Here is a 15,954-nt window from a genome sequence, read left to right as displayed (position 1 = left end):
GGTCCGGATCAGGGCGGGGTCGTGCACAGCAGGGTCGGCGCGCAGGCCGTCCGGAAGCCTGCCCGCGCGTAGAGGGCCTCGGTCCTGCCGTCGGCCGGGCATTGCAGGAAGACCTGAACCGCCCCCCGCGCCCGCGCCTCGCGCAGGGCCGCGACCATCACGGCGGTGCCGAGGCCGCGGCGCTGCCGGTCGGCCCGCGTGCTGACATTGTACAGGCCCGCCGTCTCGCCGCGCAGGTAGAGGCTGGCGCACGCCGCCGGGCCGGCGGCGTCGCGCAGGACGAGGTGCAGGGTCACGAGGCCGTGCCGGCCCCGGGCCGCGCGCAGCGCCGGGATGTAGTAGCGGCGCAGATGCGTCCGCACGCCCGGCGCGTCGGACAGGTGGGCGAAGACCCTCTCGAAATCCGGCCCCGGCGCGGGCGTCGCCTGCACGGTGACGGCGCTGCCGGCCGGGGCCGGCGCCGGAAGCTCCCGCGCCACCATCCAGCGCGCCGGGTAGAGGATCGCGGGCTCGAACAGGGCGCGCAGCAGCGCGATCTCGCCGTCGTCCCGGGCCAGGAAGGCCGGCGCCCGCGCGCGCCCGAGGGCGGCCGCGCCCGCCCAGGCGAACTGGTCGGGACGGTGCACGCCGAAGGCGAAGTTCACGGTCGGGTCCGGGATGCTGCGCGACCAGACGTAGCCGGCGCCCCCGGGGCCGTGCTCGACGCCGTCGATCAGGGAGCCGGTGAGCGCGGCCACATGGGCGTCGCGCAGGGTCTCGAAGGTCGGTTCGGGCGCCTGCATGTCAGGCGGCCGTCCGAGCGGAGGCTCGCGCGGGGGACGGCGCCCGGGCCTCGGCAGTGTCCCTGGCAGTGTCCCTGGCTGCGTCCCCGGCCGTGTCCCCGGCCGTGCCCGGACCTGCCTCCGCAGCCGTGTCCGCGCCCGCCTCCTGGCCGTGCCTGTCCATCCGCTCGCTCCTGCGCCGCTCGGGCTTCGACGGAGTGACGGTTGAGGCGGGGCGCCGTTCATGCTGTCGCACCCGGCGCCGGCGGACGGCGCCCGCACAGAACCTCTGAACGCCGGACGGGCCCATCCGTCAGGGAGGTGCCGGCGACGCGGAGGTGCCGGCGACGCGCGGAGGACGGATGACGGACGCTTCGAGCCAGCGGATGCGCGACGCGGGGGCGCATCCCCCGAGGACGTGCGATGACGGGGCGCGGGAAACCGCGCGGGACGCCGCGCCGGTGCCCCTCACCCTGGAGGGGACCCGCGAAGTGCCGGTGATCCGCCTCGCCGAGCCGGTCGCGCCGGCGGCGGCCGCGGAGGCGATCCTGGCGCGCGCCGAGGCGCTGACCGCCCAGGACATGCATGTCCTGCGCATCGTCGTCGCGGCCGATCCGGCGACGTCCGGACGGCTGCTCGACCTCGGCGCGGCCCGGCCCCTCGGTGACGGCGACGGGGTCGAGATCCTGCCGGGGCTCCTCTGGCAATGCGCCGCCCGCTGGCTCCCGCGGGCCCGGCCGCCCTTCCCCGAGCTGTTCACCGCCACGGCCGGCCGCCGCCACCCGCTGCGGCCCCAGACGCCCGCCGGCACGGTCTACGCGCGGGCGATCCCGTGGCTCGACCGGCGTCTGAGCTTCCGCACGATGACGGAGCCCGGCGACGTCACCCTGTTCTCGACCTGGATGAACGACCCCCGCATCGCCGCGATCTGGCAGGAGACCGGTACCCTGGAGGCGCACGCCGCCTACATCGCCGGGCTCCAGGCCGACCCCGCGACCCTGCCGCTGTTCGGCTGCCTCGACGGCAGGCCGTTCGGCTATTTCGAGCTGTACTGGGCGCGGGAGAGCCGCCTCGGGCCGCTCTACGAGGCCGGCCCCTACGACCGCGGCTGGCACGTCGCGATCGGCGACGCGTCCGTGCGCGGGCGGCCCGCGCTCTCGGCCTGGCTGCCGTCGCTGATGCACTACCTGTTCCTCGACGAGCCGCGCACGCAGCGCGTCGTCGGCGAGCCGCGGGCCGATCACGCCCAGCAGATCCGGAACCTCCACGGCTCCGGCTTCGCGACGATCGCGACCGTCGACTTCCCCCACAAGCGCGCGGCCCTGGTCGCGCTGTCGCGCGAGCACTTCGTGCGCGACCGGCTCTGGGTGCCGGGGGCTGCCGCCGCCGACGCCGCGCCGCGGCCTCCCGCGGTGCCCGCCTAGACCGCCCTCCGCGAACAGGGGTGCGCGTCCGGTGACGCCCCCGCCCCCGCCCACGGGTCCGTCGCCGGCGGGCTGATGATCACCTGCGCCGGGCCGCGGCCGAGGTCCTAGTTGACGGGCGCGGTCCGGCGCCGCTGCCGGCCTGGGGCCTCGGCGCGCGCCGGGCAGGCGGCGCAGCGCCGGTCGAGGGCCGCGAGGCAGTGCAGGTGGCCGCGGCGCACGAGTCCGCACACCAGCGCGCGCGAGACCCCGAGCCGGGCCGCGATCTCGATCTGCGGCACGCCCTCGACCCGGTGGAGCTGGAAGGCCGTGCGCACCGGCTCCGGCAGCTCGGCCACCGCGGCCTCCACCTGCCGCAGGGATTCCCGCGACGCCGCGGCCGCCTCGGGGGTGCCGGTGCCGGGATCGGCCGCGTCCGGGGCGGCGTCGAGGCCGGTGAACAGGCGCCGCTCGAGGCCTTGCCGCCGCGCCCGGTCCAGGGCGAGGTTGCGCACCATCCGCCCGACATAGGCGGCCTGGATCGCGGTCTCGGCCGGGGGCGGATCGGCGATCAGCCGGAGCAGCACGTCCTGGACCACGTCCTCCGCCTGGGCCGGGCAGCCGAGGATGCGGCGCGCCCGCGCCAGATAGGCGGCGCGATGGCGCTCGAACGCCGCGAGGTTCCAAGATCCGCCTGGCGGAGGGCGGCCGGGCCGGCCCGGCGGGACCGTGGCGATCCCGTGGCCGGGGGGGGCGGCGTCGCAGTTCCAGGTCGCCACTGTCCCGCTCATAAGCTCCCATCGGCACGGCGCGTGTGGGTGGGACGCGTAACACGCGGCTGTTCTGTGTAACAACGTCTATCTTCGTGGATTGGAATTATTAAAACTCGACAGATTGCCGGATGCCTGAGGGAATAGAGGAAACATCTTTTGGCGCGCCCGGCAGCAGGGCGGGAAGTCATTCCGGATCCTGAATCCTGCGGTGCCACGCCCGGGATCGGGCCGGCGGCCGCGCCGGATTTCCGCTCGCGCCAGGGTCCGTCGGCGCGTGTATGCTGGCGCTTCCTCGATTCGGGGCGCGGTGCGCGCCGCCGAACCCGTCCCCGCAGGATCGCGGCAGGAGAGCCAGGCCCGCGATGCCGTCCGTCGATACGCTCGTCCCGGTGGGTGCCTTCGCGCTGCTGGTCCTGGCGTTCGCCGTGAAGCACCTCGCGGCGGACTTCTTCCTTCAGACCAACTGGATGGCGCAGGGCAAGCAGCGGTCGTCCGCCTGGCTCGCGCCCCTCTGCGCCCATACCGGCCTGCACGGCCTCGGCACGCTGGCGATCGCGCTGACGGTGAAGCCGGCCCTGTGGTGGCTGGCGCTCGTCGATTTCGCGATCCACACGGGGATCGATCGCGGCAAGGTGCTGGTCGGCCAGCGGACCCGCCTGCCGGCCACGGACGCCCGGTTCTGGTGGCTGATCGGCATCGACCAGTTCCTGCACCAAGTCACCCATCTCGGGCTCGCCGTGGTGCTGGCGGCGGCCTGACCCCTGACCGGGAGAGCGGGCGCCGCCGGGCGCCTCACTGCATCTCGGCCTCGAGCAGCCGGTTCGTGTCGGAGACCTTGCCGGCCAGTTCCAGGATCAGGAAGCGCTGGAAGGCGAGCGCGAGGTCCGGGCGCTCCCGCTCCATCCGCGCGAGGGCGGCGCGGTCGATGACGACCACCCGGCAGGGGCTCTCGGCGACGGCGGTGGCGGTGCGACGCCCGCCCTGGACCAGCGCGATCTCGCCGATCACCGTGCCGGCCGTGGTGGTGCGCAGGCGCAGATTGCCGCGGCCGGGGACCTCCATCTCGATGGAGACGAGGCCCTGCTCCAGGAAGTAGAGGGCATCGGCCGCCTCCCCCTGGCGCATCAGCGCCGCGCCCGCCGCGAGCTCGCGGACCGTCAGGTAGGGCGCGAAGTCGTCCGGGCCGAACGTGCTGCCGAGCCGGTCGGCCATGTGCCGGGCGAAGACGGCGACTTCCCCCGGGCCGGCGCCGCCGGCCTCCGCCAGGAGCGTCGCCTCGGCCGCGCGCAGGGCCTCGTCCAGCGTGTCGAGGATTCGGACACGAGGGTCGGCGGTGAGGCCGTTGCGGGTGATCAGCAGACGCGCGACCGGATCCACGTGGACCAGCAGCACCTCGAAGCGCCGCTGCTCGGCGAGCTGGCCGACCTTGCGGAACGCGATCAGCGCCGAGCTGTCGAGTCCCACGGTCTCGCGGAAATCCAGGATCAGCACGCGCAGATCCCCGGCCTCCGCGGCGGCCCGGCGGAAGATCGCCTGCGCGTTGAGGAAGAACAGGTAGCCCTGCAGGGTGTAGATCCGGGTCCGGCCGCCGGCCGCCTCGAGCCGCGCGGCGGCGTCGGGGCCGCGGATCACGCTGCTGCGCCGGTCCGCCCCGGAGAGCGACCGGCGGATCGCGCCGATCTGCCCGTACTGGACCCCGAAGATCAGGATCGCCAGCAGGACGCCGACGAGGAAGCCCGTGGTGGCCCCGAAATACGCGGTGGCGGTGCACACGACCAGCGCGATGGCGATCTCCCAGCCCGGCAGGGTCCGGCTGGCGACGCCGAGGTTGAACAGGAGCCCGATGCCGATGGCGATCAGGGCGCCGCCGGCCAGCGGGCGGGGCAGCAGCGCCAGGGGACTCGCGCCGACGATGAGGAGCGCCGCCATGACCGCGAGGGTCAGCCACCAGCCGAGCCAGTGGCCGCCGCCGATGTTGTGCAGCAGCAGCGTCGAGGTCCGGCCGAAGCCCATCGCGGAGCTGCCGAACACGCTGCCGACCAAGTTGGTGGCGCCCGAGGCGACGAACATCCGGTCGATGTCGAGGTCGCGCCGGATCTCCAGCTCGACGCTCACCACGTAGAGGATCTGGATGATCACCGCCACGACGACCAGGGTGGCGATCTTGGGCCAGATCGGCAGGAGCAGGTGCGGATCGAAGGCCGTCAGGCTGCCGATGGCGGGCGGCCGCAGCAGCGTGCCCGTCGGCAGCGGCTCGATCAGCCATCCCGATGCCTGCCCGGCGGCGACGCTGGTGCCCGTCCAGGCCAGCCCGATATGGACCACCGCGAGGCTCGACAGGATCACCGTCGGGTAGGTCCCCCAGTGCCGGACGATCCGGGGGAGGTAGAAGGCGCAGAACCCGATCACGAGGGTCAGGGCGATGCGCGCGAGCGCCCCGGCATCGATCCGGCCCGGATCGAGGTTCGCCGGATCGACGGCGTGGAGCAGGGCCGCGAGCGGGTCGTCGACATGGCCGCCGATCTGCACGCCGCTGCGCAGGAACAGCAGGCCGACGCCGCCGAGGAAGCCGGCGAGCACCGGGTAGGGCAGGAGCTGCACCAGCAGGGAGGCCCGCAGGGTGCCGAGCAACGCGAAGATCACGCCGGTGGCGAAGGTCGAGACGCCACAGGCGACGAGCACGAGCTGGCCGACCGTCTCCGGATCGGTGACGCCCGCGGCCTCGAGCTGCCCGGCGACCGCCGCGGCGATCGCCGCCTGCACGATCGCGGCCGCGCCGATGAAGGACAGCGAGATCCGCGCGGTGCGGCGCAGCGCGATGAAGACGAGGCTGCCCAGCACGTAGGCCGCAAGCAGCGCCGACAGGCCGGCCGCGCGGCTCTCCACCAGCGGCCCCGAGAAGATGAGCTGGGAGTAGCTGATGAGGTCGAGGAGCAGCACCATCACGGTGACGGCCGCCGCCGCTCCGATGCGGGCCCCGCGCAGTATCGCCGCGCGGCCGCCGGCCGGGGATGCGGTCCCGGCGGACGTCAGGTCGGTTGTCGTCATCGGCACGGTACCCGCGTCTCGAAATCCCGATGGGCGCGGAGATCGCAGATCCCGGTGCAGATCCCGGTGCAGATCCCGTGCGATCACGTGCACGGATCGTCGCCGAATCGCAGGACCTGACCTTGGCCACGCCAGTTCTCAACCGATGGCAGGCGCCGGCTTAAATTATCGTGCAGGCCGCTTCCGCGCGGCTGCATTGTGCGATCGCCGCGGTGGATCGCGCGGCGGATCAGCCGATCCGCCGCGCCGTCGGGGGCTCCCGGGTCGCGGCCGCCGCGACGGGCGTTCGGCCCTCAGCGCGCCTCGCTGACGCGCTTGGTCGCCCGCTGCTCCTTCTTGTAGGCGGTGATCGCCGCCGAGCAGTTCGGGGAGAGCTTCTTGAGGTTGGCCTTGAAGCAGGCCTCGACCTCCGGGCCGCCCGGCGCGTAGGCGCTGCAGAAATCCATGTAGTCGCCGGTGCAGTACTGCTTGAGGGCTTCCCGGGCCGGGGATTGCTCCGCGAAGGCCGCGGCGGGGCCGAGGCACAGACCGATGGCCAGGAGGGCCGTCTTGGTCGAAGTCATCGAAATCCTACGCTCGTCCAGGCCGCGCGAGCGGGTCGCGCGGCGATGGGCGGTGCGGATGGGCGCCAAGGATGGCATGACCATGACGCCCGGGCCGCTCGAACGCAGATCAGCCATGCCCCGTGCCGGCGGGGCCGCCGGTCAGTGCGCGCTGACGCGGCGGGTCGGCACGAGGTCGTTGGCGATGATCTCGCCGAACGGGCCGTCGTTGCGGGCATTGCCGGCCGGCCGCCCGGTCGTGGCGCGCAGCGGCAGCTTCGGGAAGACCAGCTCGGCGAACCGGTAGGCCTCCTCCAGGTGCGGGTAGCCCGAGAGGATGAAGCGGTCGATCCCGAGATCGATGTACTCCTTCATCCGGTCGGCGACCTGGTCGGCCGAGCCGACCAAGGCCGTCCCGGCGCCGCCGCGGACGAGGCCGACGCCGGCCCAGAGGTTCGGCGCCACCACGAGCTTGTCGCGGCTGCCGCCGTGGAGCGCCATCATGCGGCTCTGGCCGACGGAATCCTGCCGCTTCAGGGTCTCCTGCGCCTTGGCGATGGTGGCGTCGTCGAGCTTCGAGATCAGCTGCTCGGCGGCCTCCCAGGCCGCGGCCTCGGTCTCGCGGGCGATGACGTGCAGGCGGATGCCGTACGAGAAGGTCTTACCCTTCGCCTCGGCGGCCTCCCGGGCGGCGGCGATCTTCTCGGCGACCTGGGCCGGGGGCTCGCCCCAGGTCAGGTAGACGTCGCAATGCTCGGCCGCGACCGCCATGCCGGCCGCCGACGAGCCGCCGAAATAGAGCGGCGGATAGGGCTTCTGCACCGGCGGGAAGATCAGCCGGCCGTTCTCGGTGCGCAGGTGATCGCCCCGGAAGGTCACGGTCTCGCCCGCGAGCAGGCCGCGCCAGATCGTCAGGAACTCGTCGGTGACGGCGTAGCGTTCGTCGTGGGACAGGAACACGCCGTCGCCGGCGAGTTCCACCGGGTCGCCGCCGGTGACGACGTTGATCAGGAGGCGCCCGTCCGAGATCCGGTCGAGGGTCGCGGTCATGCGGGCCGCCGCGGAAGGCTCCATCAGGCCCGGCCGCACCGCCACGAGGAAGCGCAGCTGCTTGGTCAGCGGCGCCAGCGCCGAGGCGACGATCCAGGAATCCTCGCAGGAGCGTCCGGTGGGCAGCAGCACGCCGTAATAGCCGAGCTCGTCCGCCCCCTGCGCGATCTGCCGGAGATAGCTGAGCGAGACGTCCCGGGCCCCCTCCCGCGCGCCGAGATAGCGGCCGTCGCCGTGGGTCGGCAGGAACCAGAGGACGTCGGCGCGTCCGTCATTGGCTGCTGTCATCGGAATCTCCTGTGCGGCCCGGTGGCCGGATGCGGAAAAGCCGGACCCGACTGCGCGCATCCGGTGATCTTCGAGAGCTAGGGCGGGCCGCCGCTTCCGGGAAACGGCGGCCCGCGTTCAGGCGGTCGGCTGCGATCCGAGCAGGTGATCGAGGATGCGGCCCTCGAGGCGGGCGAGGTCCGGATCCCCGCGCCGGCGCGGCCGCGGCACGTCGACCCGCAGGTCGAGGGCGATCCGGCCGGCCTCGACCACGAGGATGCGGTCGGCCAGCGCCACGGCCTCGGCGACGTCGTGCGTGACGAGGAGCGCGGTGAACCCCTGCGCCCGCCAGATCCGCTCGATCAGGTCCTGCATGCCGATCCGCGTCAGGGCGTCGAGGGCGCCCAGCGGCTCGTCGAGGGCGAGCAGGCCCGGCCGGCTCACCAGCGCCCGGGCCAGGGCCACGCGCTGGCGCTGGCCGCCCGACAGGGTGGCGGGCCACTGCCCGGCCTTGTCGGCGAGGCCGACCTCGGCGAGCGCCGCGAGCGCCCGCTCCCGGCGCTCGGCCCGGGAGCCGTGCCCCGACAGGCCGACCGCGACGTTGTCGACGACCCGCGCCCAGGGCAGCAGCCGCGGCTCCTGGAACATGATCCGCTTCGGCGGCTCGGACCGGCGCGGGGAGCGCTCCGGCCCCTCCAGGTCGATCCGCCCGCCCGTGGGCGTGTCGAGCCCGAGGATGAGGCGCAGCAGGGTGCTCTTGCCGCAGCCGGAGCGGCCGACCACCGCGGTGAACCCGCCGGCCGGTAGGAACAGGTTCAGGCCCTCGATGACGGCGGTGCCGTCGAAGCTCTTGTCCAGGTCGCGGACGGTGACGGCGATCCCGCGGGCCGGCGGCGAGGGGGGCGAATCCGCGGGCAGATCCGCGGGCAGATCCGCTTGCCTGTGCCCCGGGGCGGGGCCGGGCGCCGGGCGCGGGTCCGTGCCCGGGTCGGGAAGCGCCTCGCGGCGGACGGCGTCGAGCAGCATCAGGCGCTCCTGTAGGCGGGATTCCAGGCGAGGCAGGCGCGCTCGAGCTGGCGGGTCAGGGCGTCGGCGAACTTGCCGAGGGCGGCGTAGATCAGGATCGCCAGCACGACGACGTCGACCAGCATGAACTCCCGGGCCTGCATGGCCATGTAGCCGAGCCCCGACGAAGCCGAGATCGTCTCGGCGACGATCAGCGTCAGCCACATGATGCCCAGCGCGTAGCGCAGGCCCACGAAGATCGACGGCAGGGCGCCGGGCAGCACCACGCGGGTGAACAGCTCGGTGCGGGACATGCCGTAGACCCGGCCCATCTCCACGAGGCCCGGATCCACCGAGCGGATGCCGTGCAGGGTGTTGGCGTAGATCGGGAAGAACACGCCGAGCGCCACGAGGAACAGCTTGGCCTCCTCGCCGATGCCGAACCACAGGATCACCAGCGGGATCAGCGACAGGTGGGGCACGTTGCGCACCATCTGCACCGAGGTGTCGGTGAGCCGCTCCGACAGGCGCGACAGGCCGTTGGCGAGGCCGAGCCCGAAGCCGATGCCGCCGCCGATCACGAAGCCCGCCAGCGCCCGCAGGGTGCTGACGCCGAGATTGGTCCAGAGTTCCCCGGTCCGCCCGGCCTCCCAGCCGGCCCGGACCACGTCGAGGGGCGCCGGCATGAAGCGGTTGGAGACGAGGCCGGCCGAGACCGCGGCCTGCCAGCCGAGCAGGATGGCGGCCGGCAGCAGCCAGGGCACCGCGGAGTCGCGCAGGCGAACGAGCTTCGAGGGGCGCATCAGCGGTTCTCCGTCCGCTTCTCGGACTTGAGGGCGTCCGCGGGCCGGGGGGGCGTCCAGACCGCGTCGGCGACCCGGACGGGCTTCGGCAGGAGCCCGAGACGGTGGAAGCTGTCGGCAACCTTCTGCTGGTCGGCGATCGCGGCCGCGTCGAGGGGCGCGACGCCGTAGGACAGGCGGCCGAGCGCCACGGCGAGGACCGGCGCGGGGATGCCCACCGAGGGCGCTAGTTCCGCCGCCACGGCGTCGGCATGTCCCTCGGCCCAGGCGTCGATCTCCCCGATCGCCTGCAGCACGGCCGAGACGATCGCGGGGCTGGTGTCGGTGAAGCCGCGCCGGGACAGGTAGAACTGGCGGTTGGGGGCGAGCGCGTGCCCGTCGACTCCGCGCCCGTCGACCAGGACCCGGGCGCCCGTGGCGCGCTCGGCGGCGGCCTGGAACGGGTCCCAGATCACCCAGGCATCGACGGAGCCGCGCACGAAGGCGGCGTTGGCGTCGGCCGGCGCGAGGTAGGCGAGCGTCACCGCGTCGTAGGGGACGCCCGCCTGCTCCAGGGCGCGCACCAGCAGGTAGTGGACGTTCGATCCCTTGTTGAGGGCGACGGTCTTGCCGCGCAGGTCGGCGACGCTGCGGATCGGGCTGTCCTTGGGCACGAGGATCGCCTCGCCCCGCGGCGCCGGCGGCTCGGCGGCCACGTAGCGCAGCTCCGGGCTCGCCGCCTGGGCGAAGATCGGCGGCGCCTCGCCGGCCGAGCCGAAATCGATCGCCCCGGCATTCAGCGCCTCCAGGAGCGGCGGGCCGGACGGGAACTCGGACCACGCCACCGCGGTGCCGAGGGGCTGGAGGGCCTTCTCCAGGGTGCCGCGGGCCTTCAGCAGCACGAGGGACCCGTATTTCTGGTAGCCGATCCGGATGCTGCCGGCCGCGCGGGCGGGCCGCAGCAGCGCGGCCGCCGCGAGGCCGAGGCCGGCGGACAGGAGGAGGCGGCGGTTCGGGGCGCTGGCGAATGACAGGGACAGCGCGCGGGGCGATCGGTCGGTCATGGCTCTCTGCGGTCGGTCTCAGCCGTTGCGGGCGGGGGGCGTCCAGACCGCGTCGGCGATGCGGATCGGCTTGGGGATCAGCTTCAGGGCGTGGAAGCGGTCGGCGACCCGCTGCTGCTCGGCGGCGACGCGGTCGGTCATCGGTCCGATCACGTAGTCGGTCCGGTCCACCGCCCGCCGCGTCGCGGCCAGCGGCACGCCGGTGCCCTGCGACAGGAGTTCCGCCACTGCGCCGCGATTCTGCGTGCACCAGGCCGCCACCTCGCCCAGGGCGTCGATCACCGCCGTGAGGACCGGGGCCCGGCTCTCCGCGAAGGGCCGGCTCGCCAGGAAGAAGTTGTTCTGCGGGGTGACGTCGGTGGCGCGCACCAGCACGCGCACGCCCTCCCCCTGCTCGGCGATGGCGAAGTACGGGTCCCAGATCGTCCAGGCGTCGATGCTGCCCCGGGCGAAGGCGGCCGCGGCGTCCGCGGGCGCCAGCGTCACCGGCTCGATGTCGGCGTAGCTCAGGCCGGCCTTCTCCAGCGCCGCGATGGTCAGGTTGTGGGAGCTCGACGCCTTGGCGAAGGCGACGCGCTTGCCCTTGAGCTCGGCGAGGCTGCGGATCTCCGAGCCCTTCGGCAGCAGGATCCCGGCGCCGGAGCCGCCGGCCTCCTGGGCGGCCGCGTAGACGAGGTTGGAGCGCGCGGCCTGGGCGAAGATCGGCGGGGCGTCGCCGGTCTGGCCGAGATCGATCCCGTCCAGCGACAGGGCCTCCAGTAGCGGCGGCCCGAAGGAGAACTCGACCCATCGCACCGCGTATCCGAGGGGCTCCAGGCGCTTCTCGATGATCTTCTGCTGCTTGGCGACGACCAGGATGCCGTTCTTCTGGTAGCCGATCCGGAGCACGCCGGGCTCGCCCGCCCGGGCGCCCGAGACGAGGGCCGGCGCGAGGGCCGGTGCGAGGGGCAGGGCCGCGAGGGCGGCCAGCAGGGCGCGACGGTCGAGCATCGGCCGGCTCACTCGGCGGCGGCGAGGGTGAGTGGCGCCGCGGCCGCCCGGTGCACGAGCAGCGCGGCGAGCTGCCCGCCGGCCTCGCGGGCGCGGGCGCGCACTCCGGCCTCGGTCAGCGCGCCGTCGCTGAAATCGGGATCGGAGGCGTAGACCGCGGTCGGGATCTGGAGCGCCCCGAAGAAGCCGAAGAGCGGCCGGAACGCGTGCTCGACCACGAGGGCGTGGCGCGCGCCGCCGCCCGTGGCCACGATCGCCACGGGCTTCCCGGCGAGCGCCCCCGGATCGACCAGGTCGAACAGGTGCTTGAACAGGCCGGTATAGGCGCCCTTGTAGACCGGCGAGCCGACGACCAGCCCGTCCGCCTCCTCGATGGCCGCGAGCACGCCGCGCGCGGCCGGCGCGAGCTGGTCGCGTGTCCAGGCGGCGCCGAGGCCGGTCCCGGCATCGACGAAGTCGAGGATCTCCGCGTCGAGGGAAGCCTGGGCGCTGGCCTCGCGGAGCACGGCATCCACCAGCGTGCGGGTCTTCGAGGGCCGCTGCACGTTGGCGCTCAGCCCGACGAGTCTCGGTCGTGTCATTCCGGATGCCTTGCTGTGAGACAGGATGACGGACCGCCCCGATCCCGAAGAACGGAGGTTGCGCGGCCGGACATCCGAACAGGCCGCTAGAATTGATGGCTGCGACTTCCGCCGTCAATGAAACGGCGTTCCCAATTGACCGGTGAAGGAAAAACGTTCTCCCCGAAATCGGTCGACAAATATGGAATTTCATCTCGACCGCCGCGCGGGACGGGCGCGAGATCTTGCGTGCCGGCGGTTCATCCGCGCGAGGGGCGGGGTTTTATTCTCTTGGAGCGCCCGGCGGGAGAAGCGTGTTCTCGGTACGTGGGCGGACCTGGAACCGAATCGCCAAGCCCGGGATCCGGGGCGGCGGGGGAATCCGGCGCGACCGGAACGCCGCCCGCTCCGACACCCTCGCGGTCGTCAGCGTCGTCAGCGTCGTCATCGCCGCCGTCATCGCCGACGCGCCCGGGCGGCTCCGGATCGGAAGGCGGTGCCTACTTGCGGACGAGGAGGTGCTGCACGGTGCCGTCGTCGCCGTACTTGGTCCACATCTGCGCGCAGGCCTCCTCGGGACGCTCGCGGAGCTGCGCCAGCTCCGCGTCGAGGTCGTGCTGCAGGGCGACCGAGCGCTTCTTCGTGAAGAAATCCGCGTGATTCAGATGGTTCTCGCGCGAGAACTGACGGAAGCGCTCCGTGTCGATCCGGACGGCCGGACAGTGTCTCGCGGCCAGATCGGCCTCGATCCCCGGGCGGAGCGCCGGCATGTCCTTCTGCAAGGACGAGCGGCGGGCTTCGGCCCAGGTACCGAACACGGCCCAGGCCAGTGCGGCCGCCACGAGAGGAGCAAATCTATTCATCGCAAGACATATCGCTGTGCTGCGACATCCCAAATCTCGCACCTGCGATAAGTTCGATCAGGGCCGCGGAACGCAAGACACTTCTGTGTGAAAGCGCACACCCCGCGACCAGCGCGGCGCCGGGTCCGGAACCCGGACGGCCTCAGTAGGCCGGGACGACGCGCGTCTCGGGCAGCGGCGCCCGCATGGTGAAGTGCAGCCCGGCCGGCTGGAAATCGAAGGCGATCTCTGCCTGGCACTGGACCTTCAGGACACGCTGCAGCAGCGTCGAGCCGAAGCCCTTCCGCGTCGGCGCCGCCGTGGCGGGACCGCCCCGCTCGGTCCAGTCGAGGTGGAGCATGCGGGCGGCCGGCGTCTGCTCGATATCCCACCGGATCGCGATCCGGCCCTCCGGGACCGACAGGGCGCCGTGCTTGGCCGCGTTGGTCGTCAGCTCGTGGATGGCCATACCGGTCGGGACCGCGAGGTCGCCCATCAGGTCGATCGCGGGGCCCTCCAGCCGGATGCGGGCGCCCTCGACGTCGTTGTAGGGGCCGAGCTCGTTCATCAGCATCTCGCGCAGGGGCGCCTGCTGCCAGTAATCCTCGGTCAGGAGATTGTGGGTCTTGGCCAGCGAGATCACCCGCGCCGAGAACGACGCGTAGAACGCGTCCACGCTGGTGGCGGACCGGGCCGAGGCCCCGAGCAGCGCCTGCACGGTCGCCAGCGTGTTCTTCACCCGGTGATGCAGCTCGCGGATCAGGAGCGCCTGCCGCTCGGTCGTGCGCTCGCGCTCCTCGAGATGGGCGCGCGCCTCGAGCTGCCGGCGCTTGGCGCGGTGGGCGGAGCGGGCCGCCATGACCAGCGTCGCCGGGTGGAACGGGCGTTCCAGCACGCTGACGTTGCCGAGCATGTCGGTCAGCTGCGCGTTGGGCTCGGCGCCCCGCAGCCGCAGGAGGATGAACGGGAAATCGGACCAGGGCGGCTGCGCGGCGATCCAGTCCGCCAGGGCCTGGCGGTTCGAGGACAGCAGCGCCTCCTCGGTGAGCACCGCGCAGGCGGCCGCGTCGAGCCGGGAGACCACGTCCGCGAGGCTGTCGCACACCTGCGTCGCGATCCCCGCCTCGCCGAGGATCGCCGCGGCGACGGCGGCGTCGCGGCCACCCGGCGCGAAGATGAGAACCGGCAGTTCAGCCTCGGTCATCAGCCGCGCGGGTCGGCAGGAGCGACGACCGCTCACCCTCGAATGTCGGAACGCCGGTCATGATACCTCGGAACGCGCTGAGCGGTTCGCCAACGCGGATCCCGCCGGAGTCGATCCGCAATTCGCGGATCGTGTCCTCGTGGCTGCCGGTCCGCTTCTTCACGACCGAGATCGCGCGCCGCAGCCGCCCGTCGGCCTCGAAGGTGCGGAACAGCAGGATCGTGTCGCTGAGGTAGGTGAGGTCGACATTCGCGCCCATCGCCCCGATCATGCCGTGCTGGGCCAGAACGAGGAGCGAGAGCACGCCCTGCTGGTTCAGGTAGGTCAGCAGCTCGTGCATCTGCAGGAGCAGGTAGTTCTCCTCCGGCATGGCGTTGTGATAGCCGGTCAGGGAGTCGATCACGACCGTCGTCACGCCCCGGTGCTCGACCGCGTTCTGGACGATGTCGGCGAGTTCACCGGGCGAGACCTCGGCCGGGTCGATCTGCTCGACGATGAGCGCTCCGGTGGCGATCGCGTCTTCGATCGGCATGGCGAGGCCGCGGGCCCGGCGACTGAGGACGCCGGTGGTCTCGTCGAAGCTGAGGATCAGCGCGCGCTCGCCGCGGGCGATCGCCGCGGTGACGCAGGTGAGCGCCACCGTCGACTTGCCGACACCGGACGGCCCGATCAGCATCGTGCTGGTGCCCCGGTCGAGGCCGCCGCCGAGCAGCTGGTCCAGTTCGGGGCTGCCTGTGCCGCACTGAGCGTCGGGGAAGGTGCCGAGATGCTCGGCCGCGACGAGGCGCGGGAACACCGTGAGGCCGCCGCGCCGGATGACGTAGTCGTGGAACCCGCCCCGGAACGGCGTGCCGCGCATCTTGATCACGCGCAGGCGCCGCCGCTCGCCGCCGTACAGGGGCGCGAGCTGCTCCAGCCGGATCACGGCGTGGCTGAGGCTGTGCAGGTTCAGGTCGTCCGTCTCGGCGGTGAGATCGTCGAGGAGCAGCGCCGTGGTGTTCTGGATGAGCAGGAAGCTGCGCAGGGCGTGGACCTGCCTGCGGTAGCGCAGCGATCCCTGCGAGAGCAGCCGGATCTCCGAGAGGCTGTCGAAGACCACGCGCTCCGGCTTGAGCCGCTCGATCTCGGCGATCGCCATCCGGATGGTCTCGCCGAGCTCGAGGTCGGACGAGTGGACGAGGCTCTGCTGCTGCCCGGGGTCGAGGCTGAGTTCCGGCGCGACGAGCTCGCAGATCTCGATGCCGTCGAGGGACCAGCCGTGGCGCTCCGCGACGTTCAGGAGCTCGCGCCGGCTCTCCGAGAGCGTGATGTACAGGCAGCGCTCGCCCCGCCTCACGCCGTCGAGCAGGAACTGCATCGCCAGCGTCGTCTTGCCGGAGCCGGGCCGCCCCTCGATGAGGTGCGAGCGCTGGGACGCGTAGCCGCCGGCCAGGATGTGGTCGAGGCCGGTCACCCCGGTGGAGACCGGTGCCGCGTCGTGATCGGTCACTGCCATGTCGAGGTCTCTGCCGTCGTCCCACGGGCGGGCGGCCCGTCGACCGCGCGACGGAACGCGGAGCCCGGTCTCGTACACGAAGCGGCGCGCAGCGCGAAACGCCGCCGCGCGGCCGGCACGGCGCGCCTGCCCGACGGGCGCGCGGCGCGGCCGCTGCCCCCGCGAGTC

At 73.1% G+C, this 15,954-nt stretch carries 15 protein-coding genes; 2 read left to right on the top strand and 13 right to left on the bottom strand.

Features of this window, described 5'->3' with window-relative positions; translation table 11 throughout:
- Positions 1–8 precede the first annotated feature (8 nt).
- Positions 9–782: a GNAT family N-acetyltransferase gene (locus ACLBYE_RS02060; protein ID WP_447692834.1), complete on the bottom strand. Its 774-nt coding sequence runs from the start codon at positions 780–782 to the stop codon at positions 9–11.
- A 341-nt stretch (positions 783–1,123) separates the two neighbouring features.
- Between ACLBYE_RS02060 and ACLBYE_RS02055 the strand changes: the two genes are divergently transcribed.
- Positions 1,124–2,185, top strand: a complete 1,062-nt coding sequence (locus tag ACLBYE_RS02055; RefSeq protein WP_447692833.1) for a GNAT family N-acetyltransferase — start codon at positions 1,124–1,126, stop codon at positions 2,183–2,185.
- Positions 2,186–2,292: 107 nt separating this feature from the next.
- Here the strand turns inward: ACLBYE_RS02055 and ACLBYE_RS02050 are convergent, their stop codons facing one another.
- Positions 2,293–2,955, bottom strand: a complete 663-nt coding sequence (locus ACLBYE_RS02050) for a sigma-70 family RNA polymerase sigma factor (protein WP_447692832.1) — start codon at positions 2,953–2,955, stop codon at positions 2,293–2,295.
- Positions 2,956–3,299: 344 nt separating this feature from the next.
- Between ACLBYE_RS02050 and ACLBYE_RS02045 the strand changes: the two genes are divergently transcribed.
- On the top strand, positions 3,300–3,695 hold the full coding sequence (locus ACLBYE_RS02045; RefSeq protein ID WP_447692831.1) for a DUF3307 domain-containing protein: 396 nt from the start codon (positions 3,300–3,302) through the stop codon (positions 3,693–3,695).
- A 34-nt stretch (positions 3,696–3,729) separates the two neighbouring features.
- Here the strand turns inward: ACLBYE_RS02045 and ACLBYE_RS02040 are convergent, their stop codons facing one another.
- The 11 genes from ACLBYE_RS02040 to ACLBYE_RS01990 all read right to left on the bottom strand — a co-directional run bounded on the left by ACLBYE_RS02040 (position 3,730) and on the right by ACLBYE_RS01990 (position 15,786).
- A complete protein-coding gene (locus ACLBYE_RS02040) occupies positions 3,730–5,985 on the bottom strand; it encodes a cyclic nucleotide-binding domain-containing protein (RefSeq protein WP_447683566.1) in 2,256 nt (751 codons plus the stop codon).
- A gap of 293 nt (positions 5,986–6,278) precedes the next feature.
- Positions 6,279–6,548, bottom strand: a complete 270-nt coding sequence (locus ACLBYE_RS02035; protein WP_012318328.1) for a hypothetical protein — start codon at positions 6,546–6,548, stop codon at positions 6,279–6,281.
- A gap of 141 nt (positions 6,549–6,689) precedes the next feature.
- Entirely contained in the window at positions 6,690–7,865 is a 1,176-nt protein-coding gene (ssuD, locus tag ACLBYE_RS02030; protein ID WP_020094784.1) for an FMNH2-dependent alkanesulfonate monooxygenase, read from the bottom strand.
- Between the two features lie 117 nt (positions 7,866–7,982).
- The gene (locus ACLBYE_RS02025; protein WP_207904149.1) at positions 7,983–8,870 is read right to left on the bottom strand and encodes an ATP-binding cassette domain-containing protein; all 888 of its coding nucleotides are present in this window, start codon (positions 8,868–8,870) and stop codon (positions 7,983–7,985) included.
- Entirely contained in the window at positions 8,870–9,652 is a 783-nt protein-coding gene (gene ssuC / locus ACLBYE_RS02020) for an aliphatic sulfonate ABC transporter permease SsuC (RefSeq protein WP_056527222.1), read from the bottom strand. Before ssuC ends, ACLBYE_RS02025 begins: the two co-directional genes overlap by 1 nt.
- The gene (locus ACLBYE_RS02015; RefSeq protein WP_447692830.1) at positions 9,652–10,695 is read right to left on the bottom strand and encodes a sulfonate ABC transporter substrate-binding protein; all 1,044 of its coding nucleotides are present in this window, start codon (positions 10,693–10,695) and stop codon (positions 9,652–9,654) included. Before ACLBYE_RS02015 ends, ssuC begins: the two co-directional genes overlap by 1 nt.
- An 18-nt stretch (positions 10,696–10,713) precedes the next feature.
- Positions 10,714–11,685: an aliphatic sulfonate ABC transporter substrate-binding protein gene (locus ACLBYE_RS02010; RefSeq protein ID WP_447692829.1), complete on the bottom strand. Its 972-nt coding sequence runs from the start codon at positions 11,683–11,685 to the stop codon at positions 10,714–10,716.
- A gap of 8 nt (positions 11,686–11,693) precedes the next feature.
- The gene (msuE, locus tag ACLBYE_RS02005) at positions 11,694–12,266 is read right to left on the bottom strand and encodes an FMN reductase (protein ID WP_091928616.1); all 573 of its coding nucleotides are present in this window, start codon (positions 12,264–12,266) and stop codon (positions 11,694–11,696) included.
- A 479-nt stretch (positions 12,267–12,745) separates the two neighbouring features.
- Positions 12,746–13,108 carry a hypothetical protein gene (locus ACLBYE_RS02000; protein ID WP_447692828.1) on the bottom strand — a complete coding sequence of 121 codons (363 nt, stop codon included), beginning with the start codon at positions 13,106–13,108 and terminating at the stop codon, positions 12,746–12,748.
- Between the two features lie 142 nt (positions 13,109–13,250).
- Complete coding sequence (locus ACLBYE_RS01995) at positions 13,251–14,291, bottom strand: sensor histidine kinase (RefSeq protein ID WP_447692827.1); 1,041 nt, start codon at positions 14,289–14,291, stop codon at positions 13,251–13,253.
- The gene (locus tag ACLBYE_RS01990; RefSeq protein WP_447692826.1) at positions 14,278–15,786 is read right to left on the bottom strand and encodes an ATPase domain-containing protein; all 1,509 of its coding nucleotides are present in this window, start codon (positions 15,784–15,786) and stop codon (positions 14,278–14,280) included. Before ACLBYE_RS01990 ends, ACLBYE_RS01995 begins: the two co-directional genes overlap by 14 nt.
- Positions 15,787–15,954: the final 168 nt, after the last annotated feature.

This window comes from Methylobacterium sp. A52T, assembly GCF_053346095.1.
This window is presented reverse-complemented; position numbering and strand designations above follow the sequence as displayed.

Excerpts from the sequence above, each read along its gene's own strand:
- ACLBYE_RS02060 (WP_447692834.1), bottom strand. The coding sequence starts at position 782 with ATGCAGGCGCCCGAACCGACCTTCGAGACCCTGCGCGACGCCCATGTG.
- ACLBYE_RS02055 (WP_447692833.1), top strand. The coding sequence starts at position 1,124 with ATGACGGACGCTTCGAGCCAGCGGATGCGCGACGCGGGGGCGCATCCC.
- ACLBYE_RS02050 (WP_447692832.1), bottom strand. The coding sequence starts at position 2,955 with ATGAGCGGGACAGTGGCGACCTGGAACTGCGACGCCGCCCCCCCCGGC.
- ACLBYE_RS02045 (WP_447692831.1), top strand. The coding sequence starts at position 3,300 with ATGCCGTCCGTCGATACGCTCGTCCCGGTGGGTGCCTTCGCGCTGCTG.
- ACLBYE_RS02040 (WP_447683566.1), bottom strand. The coding sequence starts at position 5,985 with ATGACGACAACCGACCTGACGTCCGCCGGGACCGCATCCCCGGCCGGC.
- ACLBYE_RS02035 (WP_012318328.1), bottom strand. The coding sequence starts at position 6,548 with ATGACTTCGACCAAGACGGCCCTCCTGGCCATCGGTCTGTGCCTCGGC.
- ssuD (WP_020094784.1), bottom strand. The coding sequence starts at position 7,865 with ATGACAGCAGCCAATGACGGACGCGCCGACGTCCTCTGGTTCCTGCCG.
- ACLBYE_RS02025 (WP_207904149.1), bottom strand. The coding sequence starts at position 8,870 with ATGCTGCTCGACGCCGTCCGCCGCGAGGCGCTTCCCGACCCGGGCACG.
- ssuC (WP_056527222.1), bottom strand. The coding sequence starts at position 9,652 with ATGCGCCCCTCGAAGCTCGTTCGCCTGCGCGACTCCGCGGTGCCCTGG.
- ACLBYE_RS02015 (WP_447692830.1), bottom strand. The coding sequence starts at position 10,695 with ATGACCGACCGATCGCCCCGCGCGCTGTCCCTGTCATTCGCCAGCGCC.
- ACLBYE_RS02010 (WP_447692829.1), bottom strand. The coding sequence starts at position 11,685 with ATGCTCGACCGTCGCGCCCTGCTGGCCGCCCTCGCGGCCCTGCCCCTC.
- msuE (WP_091928616.1), bottom strand. The coding sequence starts at position 12,266 with ATGACACGACCGAGACTCGTCGGGCTGAGCGCCAACGTGCAGCGGCCC.
- ACLBYE_RS02000 (WP_447692828.1), bottom strand. The coding sequence starts at position 13,108 with ATGAATAGATTTGCTCCTCTCGTGGCGGCCGCACTGGCCTGGGCCGTG.
- ACLBYE_RS01995 (WP_447692827.1), bottom strand. The coding sequence starts at position 14,291 with ATGACCGAGGCTGAACTGCCGGTTCTCATCTTCGCGCCGGGTGGCCGC.
- ACLBYE_RS01990 (WP_447692826.1), bottom strand. The coding sequence starts at position 15,786 with ATGGCAGTGACCGATCACGACGCGGCACCGGTCTCCACCGGGGTGACC.